The sequence below is a fragment of the Flavobacterium aquidurense genome, from assembly GCF_002217195.1.
GTDB classification, from domain to species: domain Bacteria; phylum Bacteroidota; class Bacteroidia; order Flavobacteriales; family Flavobacteriaceae; genus Flavobacterium; species Flavobacterium frigidimaris.
On sequence record NZ_MUGR01000036.1, the window covers coordinates 149,271 to 161,330 of the forward strand.

Genomic DNA, 12,060 nt, shown 5'->3' on the forward strand with positions numbered 1-12,060 from the left:
TTTGGTTTTTTTCAGTAAACCAATTCTTAAAAGATCTTTACGCCTGTTTAATTGGTGCTTAAATGAGTTTTCTTTCAGGCTTTTTCCGGATTGCTAAGTTAAATAAAGCAGCAGCAAAAACCTAAGATTCGAATAAAAATAAGCTGTCTTTTAATGGTATTTAACAACTTTTAAAAGCATAATCGAGATACTTGTGCTGTTTTTAAAAAGATGTACCTCCCAAGCCTTTTTTTGTTAAATATCAGCAACGAATCAAACAAGCGGGACAAGGAAGGTACACAATTTGTGTTTTTAAGTATTTCTACTTAAAAAGATACAATTTAAAGATCCTACATCTTTAATAAAAAGTCTTACTCTTTTAATAACTAGGTAAATATAGAGAAAATTCATTTCAAGATTTTATATAAAAATAATTTCATATTACAAAATTATTATATCTTTTACTGACACAAGTATCATATCTATTTTGTTTTTTTCCTTCATAGGAGTTCTCACTTCTTAGAATCAATAAGCTGTCATTATCTTCTCTGCACACAAAAAGTTTATATAACTCATGCTCTATAATAGATTTTATCTATAAAATAAGAATTATTTATGATTCAATGGCGAGCATTCTCTTGATTTACTTTGTAATTTAGTATAAAAATAAAAGTTCAAACTATGGAGAATCAATCTAATGACATTAGCAAGTGCCCATTTCATAATGGGAGCATGGATAAGGAAGCGGCAACCGGTACAAAAAATCGTGACTGGTGGCCCCAGCAGCTAAAATTAAATATCCTTAGACAAAACTCAGTACTATCAAATCCTTTAGACAAGAATTTTGATTATGCTCAGGCTTTTAAAAGTCTTGATCTTGAAGCGGTAAAAAAAGATTTACATACCCTTATGACGGATTCGCAAGAATGGTGGCCGGCAGATTTCGGTCATTATGGAGGTCTTTTTATCCGTATGGCATGGCATAGCGCGGGAACCTACCGGGTACATGACGGGCGTGGTGGTGCAGGCGCTGGTCAACAACGTTTCGCCCCTCTTAATAGCTGGCCCGATAATGTGAGTCTGGATAAGGCAAGAAGATTACTCTGGCCGATAAAACAAAAATACGGACAAAAAATTTCCTGGGCAGATCTAATGATTCTAACGGGGAACATTGCCCTGGAATCGATGGGATTTAAAACATTTGGTTTTGCAGGAGGACGCGCTGATGTTTGGGAACCAGATGAATCAGTTTACTGGGGTTCGGAAACCACATGGCTAGGCGGGGATGAGCGCTATAATAAAGGTTCTGAGGGCGTACCCAAAGATCATGGAGTTGTATCCTCAGATGATGACGCTGATGGTGATATTCATAGCAGAAATTTGGAAAAACCCCTGGCAGCTGTTCAGATGGGACTTATATATGTGAACCCTGAAGGGCCTGATGGGAATCCTGACCCAATTGCGGCAGCAAAAGATATTAGAGATACATTTGGACGAATGGCCATGAACGATGAGGAAACCGTAGCCTTAATAGCTGGGGGACATACCTTTGGGAAAACCCACGGTGCAGCTCCTTCGGATAACGTAGGTAAGGAACCCGAAGCGGCTGGTCTAGAGCTACAGGGATTGGGCTGGAAAAACAGCTTTGGTTCTGGCAAAGGTCCTGATGCCATTACAAGTGGTCTGGAAGTTACCTGGACTACAACACCTACCCAGTGGAGTAATAATTTCTTTGAAAACTTATTTGGCTTTGAATGGGAACTCTCCAAAAGCCCGGCAGGCGCTCATCAGTGGGTTGCTAAAAATGCCCAGGCAATCATTCCTGATGCTTTTGATAATAGTAAGAAACATCTTCCAACAATGCTTACCACTGACTTATCATTAAGACTTGATCCTGAGTATGAGAAAATATCACGTCGTTTTTTTGAAAATCCAGATGAGTTTGCTGAGGTCTTCGCGCGCGCGTGGTTTAAACTAACACATCGTGATATGGGTCCTCGCTCGCGTTATTTAGGACCTGATGTTCCTAAGGAAGAATTATTATGGCAAGATCCTATTCCGGCCCTTGATCATCAATTAATAGAGGAGAATGACATAAGTCAATTAAAGGAAAAAATAGTAAATACAGGATTAAGTGTATCTCAATTAGTAGCAACAGCATGGGCTTCGGCCTCTACTTTTAGAGGGTCAGATAAGAGAGGCGGCGCCAATGGTGCGCGAATAAGATTATCTCCGCAAAAAAACTGGGATGTAAACAAGCCTTCTGAGCTTAAAGTGGTTATCGAGAAACTGGAGAATATCCAGAGAGAATTTAATGCGTCTCAAATTGGTGGAAAAAAAGTTTCATTGGCCGACCTTATAGTTTTAGCGGGAGCAGCAGGTATTGAGAAAGCGGCATTGCAAGGGGGATCAGGTATCAAGGTACCATTCACACCAGGTCGTACGGATGCTTCTGCAGAGCAAACAGATATTGAATCATTTGAGTATCTGGAACCTAAAGCAGATGGTTTTAGGAATTACCGAAAAACAAAGTCCGCTGTATCAACTGAAGAACTTCTAATTGATAAAGCCAATTTATTAACCCTGACAGCTCCCGAGTTAACGGTGCTTCTAGGAGGGCTTCGTGTACTTGATATTAATGCCGATGGTAGTAAAAATGGCGTCTTCACACATCGCCCTGGTCAGTTAAGCAATGACTTTTTTGTGAATCTTCTTGATATGAATACTCAGTGGAAAGCAGTTTCAGAGGATCAGGAGCTTTATACAGGAAATGACCGTAAAACAGGTCAGCCCAAATGGCTGGCAACACGCGCCGATCTTGTCTTTGGATCTAATTCTGAATTAAGGTCTATAGCAGAGGTATATGCCAGTGGTGATGCAAAGGAGAAATTCGTAAATGACTTTGTTGGGGTATGGAATAAAATAATGAATCTGGATAGATTTGATCTGGTTTGATTCTAGTAATACTGAAGTTTCTTTACCTGAAAAAGTCCTAGTAAGGATTTAGTAAAAAGAATCTAATTGAAATTTTCAATAATAAGCCCGATTTTAATCGGGCTTATTTAATATAGCTTACTGCGCTTTCTCATATTGCAGTGTCTCTTGGTTATTCTCTGGGATGATAACTAATTTAACTTTAGTAAGCTCCTTGATTTTAACTGTGCTGTTCTCATTGGGAAATGTTATCGATAAGGTATTGGCCGCTCGTGAAAAAGTGCCATTCTCGGTACTGATATTGCACGGTGCGTTACTGGTCTCTTGAGTCTTTACAATAATAATGGAGTTTTGCTCAAAGGCAATGCTTTCATTCAGACGGCAGGTACTTAAAGGCTGTCTTACACCCGAAATATAGAATGCTTTTAGCTGCCAGGTGCCTTGGATATCACCTGATGTATCTTCTGGGATAGTATCATTATCCCTTGAACAAGAAGTGAAGATGATTAGAAATAAAGAGAGCAAGTATATTTTTTTCACAGGCTTAGGAATTTGGTTTTTTTATAGTTTTTTTGAAATTAAATGCTGTAAAACAAATATAGGATAAATCTTCTAAATGTTACTGTCTTTAATTGTTTAAGATTTGTAGTAGTTTTTATAAATTTAATAATGCCGTTCAAAGTATAAGAGCATGAGAAAAAAGTTCAAAAGACAACTTAATTCCGAAGTAATTTTACTCCCATAAATTATAATTTAACTACTGGGTTTTCTATTCCAGGACCAGTAGTCTTTTTACTAACGAGGCTATTTAAATCTTCTTGTTTCTCTGCAGGCTCGTCCCAATCTCCCCAGTCCCCTTTATAAAAGGTTCTATAAATGAGCTCACAATTAGCCTCTCCATATACCGAGACATGATAAGGACATTTTTTTAGTCTATAATTCAGATGATTGTTTGAATTTTCCATGATTGCTATTTTTAAAGGGAAGTTAAATTTAAGTCAAGAAAATGGATTTAAATTATAAAAAAAATACAGTTTCTTATAATATTCGCATGTATTAACTTGCTTATTTAGTGAGCGTTAGTTTTATTTTGGACATTGGTTTGGAATTTCAAAAACAGCAAGGCCTTAAATATGACAGTGGTTCTTTAAATCCTTTTCAAGTGCAATTAGTTGTTCAATTCAAGACAACAGTACTCTGTATTAAAGAGACACAACCATTTTTAGAAATCATGAATGAGAATATAAAAAGGGATAGATTTTTTTATAATATCTAACATTTTCAAAATTCTCACTTCTGACATTTATAAACCGCTTTAAAATCCGGATTGTTTCACACATTAAAAATAATTAAAATCGTCAAAGAAAATATTATAAAAATCCTCAAGAATTGGGATAAAGCAGTAAATAGAATGAGCGATTTAGAGCAATTTGTAATTGAAAGAAAAGGCCAAAGATTTAAAGAGCACCAATGATCAGGTCGCATTGGAGCATGGTAATAAAAAGGAAAATAGTTATATTGCATCTTCTAGAAAAAGCAGGTTTGCTATGAAACGGGAAAAACTTGTATGTAGTGTCATTTTTAGTAATTTTGGCATGTAAATGTGTTTGAGATTAGAGTTTTCAAATAAGAATGTAGTGTAAGGGAACCAGGCAATAGTAGCGAATGGCTTTATCTTTGACTTTTGAAATGTCATTTTACAATACAATTATTGCATTTCTATATTTTTTAGAATCAGTTCAACAAGCAACACTCAAAGCTCACTGCTTTTTATGGAATCAGAAAAACATATCAAACTCTCGGAGCTTAACAGCAAAATCAGTGATGCCCTAACCGATCGGTTTAAGGGACAGACCTTTTGGGTTATAGCCGATATTACCAATCATTCCTATAAGGCCGATAAGAAGATTCATTATTTTGAACTGGTGGAGAAAGCAACTACATCTAACAGTATTGTTGCAAAAATTATTGGGAAAGCTTGGGGAACAGGATCGATGCATCTTTCTGATTTTGAAAAAAATACAGGACAGAGTTTTACCAACAATATCAACGTACTGGTCCTTGTCAGTGTGGATTATCATCCTTTGTTTGGTCTGTCCCTGAATGTCCTGGATATTGATACCAATTTCACCCTGGGCATCCTGGAGCAACAACGCAATGCTACCCTTAAAAGGCTTGTGGAAGAGAACTCTTTTATTACAAAAGAAGGGGAGCAGTACATCACTACAAACAACCAGATAAAGCTAAGTGCAGTCATTCAAAAAGTAGCGGTGCTTTCAGGGAGTAATTCCGCAGGCCATGAGGATTTCAGGCATACCCTTGAGAATAATGATTTTGGCTATGTCTTTGAAATAGATGATTACCCAACCATTGTTCAGGGAGACAATAATGCGAAGCTTTTCCTTAGTAAACTCATTGAAGTTTACAATACCGGTATTCAGTATGACGCTGTTGTAATTACAAGGGGCGGAGGGGCGCAGTCTGATTTCCTGATCTTTGACAATTATAACATTGGGCGCGCTGTGGCAAAATTTCCAATTCCTGTGATCACCGGCATCGGACATCAAAAAAATGTGAGTATAACAGATCTCATGGCCCATACCCAGACCAAGACACCCACTAAAGCTGCTGAGTTTATTATTGCCCATAACCGTAGTTTTGAGCAAAGTATCCTCTGGCTGCAAAAAAATATTGTGATTAAATCCCAACAGCTTTTTCTTTTGAATTACCAAAGCCTTTCAAGTATGAAGAGTACTATTTCCAATAGTGCCAGAGAGCTCATCTCGGCACATAAAGACTCCTTAACATTCATTAACCAAAACACGATTAACAGCTCCAAATCAATCCTCTACCAAGAGCACCGACAACTGGTAAATATCTCGCATCAGATTGCAGGTAAACCCAGGATTATTCTCTACAACAGGATAAGTGATATTGAAAATACGATTAGTAATTTAAAAACATTTACCAATCAGTATCTTCGCAATCAGAAAAACTATCTGGGACACTATAGTTCTAGTATAAAGATGATGTCTCCGGAGAATATTCTTAAAAAAGGATACGCTATTGTCAGAGTAAACGATACCATCACCAGTAATGCTGATATTATAAAGGTGGGAGACACTATGGATGTGATACTCTGTGATACAATTTTTAAAACTACCGTCAAGGAAAAAACAATATACAATGAAAGAGACACTAACCTATGAAGCGGCATATGCTGAGCTTGCAGCAATTGCAAAGGAAATAGAGAATGAAACCATTTCGGTTGATGTACTGGCTATAAAAGTAAAAAGAGCCTCTGAGCTTATTGCTTTTTGCCAGACCAAACTCAAATCAACTGAAAGTGAAGTCAACAAGATCATCAGCCAAATGGAAAATCCTGCAAGCTAAGAGATCAGTTGGGATAATAATTGCATTGTTTTGTACGTTATTTTATCATACAATCCCATATAAACAGTATGTTGAGCTTTAAAAACTCATATATCTGTCATTACAAGCCTATAACTTACAAGCCCATTAAAGATGTTCTCTAATGGGCTTTTTTATCATTTATATCAATGTCATTTTATTCAGGTTGTGGCTCAGTGGTGTTGGGTAGGTTACGTTTGACGTGCTGGTAAAAATCCTTTAGATGCCACCATGCCGGACACATCTCAAGGGGACCATTAAAATTGTGAATGCCAATGTAGCAGCTGTTTAAAAAAAGCTTTGAATCACTAATTTTGGCCCAGGGTTTCCATTGTACTACCTCGGGTGGAGGTGTGCTTTCAAAGTATCGTTTAATTTCTTCATGACTCATGGGGCAAAAGTAAGCAAAATGCTAATGTTTGTCAAGGCTGCAGCTACTTTAAAACATTAGAATTTCATTGATTTATCTTGCATTTTTCAGTAGTCTGGGTATAAGGGAATTGTATTAATTATTAGCTAATATGGAAATTCACAATAATAAAAAGATAAAAACAAAATTACTGTTATTATTAATGAATGTATTTTTAAAGTAAAAGGAAATAAGTGCATTCTTTTTACAACAAAGAGTAAAATTTTGTTGTGCTATAAATTAAAATAGAAACTAAAATTGCAATGGCCACGTCTTTAACGGAGTACAAAGGGATGAAATATGTATTTAAATTAATCGTTAATAAACAGGTTTACAAGGGGGATCCAAATAATTAATAAACGCACTTGAGAGCAATGGGATAACAGTAATTAATCATTAAAAAAATGTATACAATAATTAATAATTTACCGATCGATTATAATTTTAGTTCTAAAACAAAAGAAGAATTAAAAGAGTATGGTCTATGGTTTATAGAGAATAAGAATTCGAGAATTAAGTCTTTAATTGATAGTGTCAAATCAACCCCTGAATTTGAAAAATGGGAAGCAAATTTTAAATTAAATTCGTTAAAAGATTTAGGAAAATGGTTGACAAGAACGATTGAAACTGAAAAGCTTTCAAAGGATCAGTACAATGAAAAAAAAGCAATGGTACCAGATTATATTACTATTAAGGATTGGGTTTTAACTATAAAATCACGTTCGATATTGGTTGATACAGCAATATATTTTGGAGAAACATTTATAAAAGAAAATGCAGGGCTTAAATGGGAACAATCTTTTTCTAAAAATAAAAAAGATGTCAATCATGGCCATATTATCATTAAATTAAAAAAAATGGAACTCAATCCAGTTTGGCTACTTTATATTCTTGGAAATAAATTAGTAGACAAAGAGAGTAATAATGTTGATTGCCTATATAATTTATTTAAGGTGTGGGAGAAGTTTGTTTAACGTGATGGTAATGTATACAGATAATGTTTTAGATTAAATGTTTTGCAATGTAAATATAAGTAATTGGAAAAGAATATAAATTTTCAATAGTAGAGAGGCAACCTAATAGGTTGTCTCTTCCGTTTGGGGCGCCTGGTATGGGCAATAACTCTAGGGTGTAAATCCAAAACACACTTTTACAGTAGAAAGTGTTAGGTAAATGCAAGGGTGTCCATCGTGAGGTGGAATCTGAAGTACAGATTGTAACAAGGTAAACGTATAATTGTGTTGTAAATCATAACAAAATATTTAGTAGGCGTTTTAGCAACAAAGTCAAAAAAATAGAAAAATTATTATGAAGATCATGGATTTCTAATATATTTTTCTGAACTTTTTTAAAAGTACTTTATCATACCAATAATAAATGTTCAGCTTAAAGGAAGTAATTCTATAGTAATCTACTTTAGTTTATTCAATTACGGAAAACCATAATATTATGGAATTTCAATGCTTTACATTTGAGTTTGAATTAATTTAATTTACTCAAATATGAAAAGATTATTACTATGTGTTTTTTTAATATGTAATGCATTTGTGTTTGCTCAAAGCAAAAAAGAGATGTTAGCTGAAATGGATGGCAAATATAATGTTGATGATAATAATAATGTTACCATAACAAAGATTATCGAAATTGATGGTTTAAAAAAAGAAGAAATTTATCCAAGAGTCTTGGCATACTTTACTTATAATTATGGAAACGGAGAATCTGTAATTCAAGTTCAAGAAAAAGAAAATGGATTAATTATAGGTAAAGGAATTTATGATAATGTACATGTTGGATATAGTATTGTCACAACAGAAATTGATTTATGGCATGTTATTAGAGTTGATATTAAAGATAATAAAGTAAGAGTTTTTATTACTCTGACAGAATATAAAACAAAAACGATGGGAGGTAATACCGCACCATCGTATTCCACATTAAAAGTTTTTGATAGCTATCCAATAAATCCAAAAGGTTGGCAAAGCACCATCTATACAAAAGCACTTTATAAGAGCACAAAAATGGCCTATAAATCAATAGAATCAATTGAAAAATCTATAAAAGAAGGAAATACGAATTCGACTGAGAATAATGGTTGGTAAAGTATATTCGTTTCATTAATTGAATGATAAAAGCAAATTGAAAGAGTTGCTTTCTTTATATATATCAAATGATAAATAAGCTAACTTAAGATCTGTTTTTTTTCTATATAATGATTTGTAAGATCATGTTTTTTTTTAATCAGAGAGTACTTTTCGAGGCCATTATAAGCAGAGGGAAAATCTATGAAGTTGATGAGCTGTGTACTTACATCAGGCACAAGAAAAATTACATCTGGCTGGTTTATGCATTGGAAAAGAATTCTAAAACAGTTGTGAGTTTTAATGTTGGCAAACGAACCAACAAAACTCTAAGCCGAGTTATGGAAACTTTAAAACTATCCGAAGCTAAAAAGATATTTACCGACAGACTGAAAAATTATCGATATCTGCTTGATGATGAAATGCATTCTATCAAGCGTTTTGGAACAAATCATATTGAAAGGAAGAATCTGACACTTAGAACACACCTTAAAAGATTAAATCGAAGAACGATTTGTTTCAGTAAAAGTTTAATGATTTTTACTGCTGTTTTGAAGATTTACTTTTGGATTTGAATAAAATGCAATAAGGAGTAACTTTTTAAATTTTAACCTGATAAGACTTGAACCACTTTCCCTTTTAAACACGGGTTATTTTTTATTTTGCGATAGCGAAGTAAATTTTCTCGAACCATGTTAAGTCTTATGAGTATTGATTTCTAGGGTTTTATCTTTTTTTTAGGAGCGGGAAGCATTCAAACATCTAACCACTTTATTGAAGATTATTATATGATTATTTCACTTGCATCTTAAATAGATATTGAAAAATCTTTAACTTTTTTGGAATTTTTTAAAGATAACAAAAGTTATAAAGGCGCTTATAAAGCGCCTTCATCAGCAAAGGAGTAGTAAGATTCGGTAGTTATAATTAATGAATCTAATAATGTAATATCAAGAAGTCTTCCAGCTTCTTTTACTTTTCGAGTTATGTGTTTATCTGCTTCAGAGGCTGTGAGGTTTCCTGAAGGATGGTTGTGAATCATCATCAAAGATGTAGCATTTGCCTTAAGAGCTGCTGAGAATATTAATCTAAGATCTACAACAGTTCCTGCAATTCCTCCAGAAGAGATTTCATAAATTCCAAGTGCCTTGTGAGCTTGATTCAGAAGTAATACTTTGAACTGCTCGAAGAATTCTATTTTATTATAATCCCAAGCTGATAGGACTAGTTTATACGCATCTTTTGAAGATTTGATTTGTGGTCTTTCTGAGTTTTTTACTTTTGTTTTGTAGATCAGTTCAATTTCAGATACAGTCTGCCAGTTTTGATTTAAAGTTTCCATAATTTCTATATTTTAAATTAATTATGGAACATCCACCAGGAATCGCTTAGCAAGCGCAAAAAGCAACGCAATAAAGCAGGAATTTTTTCCTGCATTTATGGGGGAATTTTTTGTTAGCGCCCGCGAGCGATTCCCTAACTTTGTAACAAAATTAATTAAGATATTAAAAGAATAATGGACTCTTTGGTGTAGGTCAAAAAACATTAATTATTGCGAAAAGTATTAAGGTTCGAACCCCATCACGGTCAACTTAATTTTACCTTAATACCGACCTTGGCGGGGCAGAATTCGAACCATTTGTTAGAAGATTTAAAGATGCTCGTGGAAATTTAAATATTTAGCACTTGCTATTTTCTCGCTCATTTATTTCATCTATTGCACTTTGAATGAAATATTTTAAATCATTGCTTCTTGTTCTTTTAAATTCTGCCTTCAACGTTTCTAATGATTTTATTGTTCCAGTAGATCTAAGGGTTGCACAAATCATACATTTAGTATGCTGATCACTAGTCTTCAGTTTTAATATTAAAATCTCTTCTAAATCTTTATGCTCTGAGTTTTTTAAGGCATTCAGTGCATCAATCCTATTCTGATAAGTTCCCGTTAATAGTAATTGTTTAAGATAATCAATATTAAGCGTGGCTGGTTTTCTTAATTCATTAAGTCTGCTTAAAACGGTTGTAATTACTTCTTCTTTGTCAGTTTTTTTGAGTTCTGAAATCAAAAAGTCAAAAAGTTCATAATCTTTACAGTTTACGCATAAGCTGCTTAAACATCTTAAAACGTATTGTTTATATTGAAAAAAATCTTTGTCTTTAAGTAATTCTATAAGTTCGGGTCTTAAGTTTATATCACTTAATTCATCAGAAATTCTATAAGCATACCAACTAGAATAATCTTCACTTCCAAAAGATTGGTCTCGTTTCTGCTTTTTAATGATATTATTTGAAATAAAATTTTTGCTTCCCATTTCAATAATTAGAGTCTTTGCATCAGAAGACTTTAACTTAGAAATCAAGTTTTCTTTATCTTCTTTAACTTTTTCATCTAAACTTTTAAATAGTCGAAATAGCATAATTTTGTTTTTATTTAAAATTTTTAATTACAATTGTTTAAACTAAGGAATTTCTCAAAGGATTTAAGTAATCCAATTCTTTTTCCTCAAACAATTCTTCCAATGCCTCACAGCCATACTCTATTTTGTAATCTCGTTCTTTTTCTGTAATAGGGATAAGCCAATAGCAATGAATTACTTTTTCATCAAATTGAAAAATTTCTAGATTCTCCCCGTCAAGATAAGGTAATGAAATAAATGCATGGTCACAGATAGAATTTTTAAGCCAAGGTCTTCCAATATTTGAAGTATGGTGAATATTAAAAGGTGTCAGTCTATGATGAGAAGCATGAACATACAATAATTCAACCAAAGAACTATCTTGTCTCGGAGAATAAATGACTAACTCAATTAAGTTATCATCTATTAAATCAGCTGACATTCCAACGGTACAATATGTCCACATGTTGTGAACATTATTTGGAGCAAATTCTAAAACGAAAAACTCAAGATGGTTTTTCCATATAGGACCTACTTCCCATTTCATTTTTTTTCCAACAATTCCAAAATAGGAATTATAGTGATATGTTAAGTTTGTAGAATATTTTTTTTGCATTTATTTTTTATTGTGAAATAGAGTCAATTTTCATGTCAAATCAATCTTGCAAAAACTATTATTTGACAAAGTGAACTTAATAACTTTATAATCAATATGCAAACAATAATGTTCTTGTGGCAATTCTAAAGCAACTTGACGGAGTTCGAACCGAAAATGTACCGTAAATAGTGATCTGGCAAAAAAATAAAAATTTAGATAATAATTTTCGAACCACAAAAAAAGGAGCCGTCTCAA

Annotated in this window: 11 protein-coding genes and 1 pseudogene; 6 read left to right on the forward strand and 6 right to left on the reverse strand. The window is 33.6% G+C overall.

The window, feature by feature from the left end:
* The first annotated feature begins 660 nt into the window (after positions 1 to 660).
* Entirely contained in the window at positions 661 to 2,934 is a 2,274-nt protein-coding gene (katG, locus tag B0A67_RS18940) for a catalase/peroxidase HPI (RefSeq protein WP_072962850.1), read from the forward strand.
* A 117-nt stretch (positions 2,935 to 3,051) separates the two neighbouring features.
* Here the strand turns inward: katG and B0A67_RS18945 are convergent, their stop codons facing one another.
* Both B0A67_RS18945 and B0A67_RS18950 read right to left on the reverse strand, forming a co-directional pair.
* A complete protein-coding gene (locus B0A67_RS18945; protein WP_072962847.1) occupies positions 3,052 to 3,453 on the reverse strand; it encodes a lipocalin-like domain-containing protein in 402 nt (133 codons plus the stop codon).
* A 206-nt stretch (positions 3,454 to 3,659) separates the two neighbouring features.
* Complete coding sequence (locus B0A67_RS18950; protein ID WP_072962843.1) at positions 3,660 to 3,878, reverse strand: hypothetical protein; 219 nt, start codon at positions 3,876 to 3,878, stop codon at positions 3,660 to 3,662.
* Positions 3,879 to 4,685: 807 nt separating this feature from the next.
* Between B0A67_RS18950 and xseA the strand changes: the two genes are divergently transcribed.
* Positions 4,686 to 6,122 carry an exodeoxyribonuclease VII large subunit gene (xseA, locus tag B0A67_RS18960; protein ID WP_072962836.1) on the forward strand — a complete coding sequence of 479 codons (1,437 nt, stop codon included), beginning with the start codon at positions 4,686 to 4,688 and terminating at the stop codon, positions 6,120 to 6,122.
* The gene (gene xseB, locus B0A67_RS18965; protein ID WP_072962832.1) at positions 6,100 to 6,306 is read left to right on the forward strand and encodes an exodeoxyribonuclease VII small subunit; all 207 of its coding nucleotides are present in this window, start codon (positions 6,100 to 6,102) and stop codon (positions 6,304 to 6,306) included. The genes xseA and xseB overlap by 23 nt, the downstream gene beginning before the upstream one ends.
* 175 nt (positions 6,307 to 6,481) lie before the next feature.
* Here xseB and B0A67_RS25435 read toward each other — a convergent pair whose 3' ends face one another.
* Positions 6,482 to 6,715 (reverse strand): DUF6965 family protein, encoded by a 234-nt coding sequence (locus tag B0A67_RS25435; RefSeq protein WP_072962828.1) that lies wholly within the window; start codon positions 6,713 to 6,715, stop codon positions 6,482 to 6,484.
* A gap of 422 nt (positions 6,716 to 7,137) precedes the next feature.
* Between B0A67_RS25435 and B0A67_RS18975 the strand changes: the two genes are divergently transcribed.
* From B0A67_RS18975 to B0A67_RS18985, 3 genes and pseudogenes are all read left to right on the forward strand, one after another.
* Positions 7,138 to 7,707 carry a hypothetical protein gene (locus B0A67_RS18975; protein ID WP_072962824.1) on the forward strand — a complete coding sequence of 190 codons (570 nt, stop codon included), beginning with the start codon at positions 7,138 to 7,140 and terminating at the stop codon, positions 7,705 to 7,707.
* A gap of 528 nt (positions 7,708 to 8,235) precedes the next feature.
* Positions 8,236 to 8,832 carry a DUF4468 domain-containing protein gene (locus B0A67_RS18980; RefSeq protein WP_072962821.1) on the forward strand — a complete coding sequence of 199 codons (597 nt, stop codon included), beginning with the start codon at positions 8,236 to 8,238 and terminating at the stop codon, positions 8,830 to 8,832.
* 158 nt (positions 8,833 to 8,990) lie between these two features.
* A pseudogene (locus tag B0A67_RS18985) lies at positions 8,991 to 9,386 on the forward strand (IS1 family transposase); the annotation flags it as partial.
* A 302-nt stretch (positions 9,387 to 9,688) separates the two neighbouring features.
* On the opposite strand, the gene B0A67_RS18990 reads toward B0A67_RS18985, so the two are convergent.
* From B0A67_RS18990 to B0A67_RS19000, 3 genes are all read right to left on the reverse strand, one after another.
* The gene (locus B0A67_RS18990; RefSeq protein ID WP_072962818.1) at positions 9,689 to 10,153 is read right to left on the reverse strand and encodes a JAB domain-containing protein; all 465 of its coding nucleotides are present in this window, start codon (positions 10,151 to 10,153) and stop codon (positions 9,689 to 9,691) included.
* Between the two features lie 337 nt (positions 10,154 to 10,490).
* Positions 10,491 to 11,228 (reverse strand): hypothetical protein, encoded by a 738-nt coding sequence (locus B0A67_RS18995; protein WP_072962815.1) that lies wholly within the window; start codon positions 11,226 to 11,228, stop codon positions 10,491 to 10,493.
* A 37-nt stretch (positions 11,229 to 11,265) separates the two neighbouring features.
* A complete protein-coding gene (locus B0A67_RS19000; protein WP_072962814.1) occupies positions 11,266 to 11,823 on the reverse strand; it encodes a suppressor of fused domain protein in 558 nt (185 codons plus the stop codon).
* Between the last annotated feature and the right edge of the window lie 237 nt (positions 11,824 to 12,060).

Coding starts and splice junctions, on each gene's coding strand:
- katG (WP_072962850.1), top strand. CDS start 661: ATGGAGAATCAATCTAATGACATTAGCAAGTGCCCATTTCATAATGGG.
- B0A67_RS18950 (WP_072962843.1), bottom strand. CDS start 3,878: ATGGAAAATTCAAACAATCATCTGAATTATAGACTAAAAAAATGTCCT.
- xseA (WP_072962836.1), top strand. CDS start 4,686: ATGGAATCAGAAAAACATATCAAACTCTCGGAGCTTAACAGCAAAATC.
- xseB (WP_072962832.1), top strand. CDS start 6,100: ATGAAAGAGACACTAACCTATGAAGCGGCATATGCTGAGCTTGCAGCA.
- B0A67_RS25435 (WP_072962828.1), bottom strand. CDS start 6,715: ATGAGTCATGAAGAAATTAAACGATACTTTGAAAGCACACCTCCACCC.
- B0A67_RS18975 (WP_072962824.1), top strand. CDS start 7,138: ATGTATACAATAATTAATAATTTACCGATCGATTATAATTTTAGTTCT.
- B0A67_RS18980 (WP_072962821.1), top strand. CDS start 8,236: ATGAAAAGATTATTACTATGTGTTTTTTTAATATGTAATGCATTTGTG.
- B0A67_RS18990 (WP_072962818.1), bottom strand. CDS start 10,153: ATGGAAACTTTAAATCAAAACTGGCAGACTGTATCTGAAATTGAACTG.
- B0A67_RS18995 (WP_072962815.1), bottom strand. CDS start 11,228: ATGCTATTTCGACTATTTAAAAGTTTAGATGAAAAAGTTAAAGAAGAT.
- B0A67_RS19000 (WP_072962814.1), bottom strand. CDS start 11,823: ATGCAAAAAAAATATTCTACAAACTTAACATATCACTATAATTCCTAT.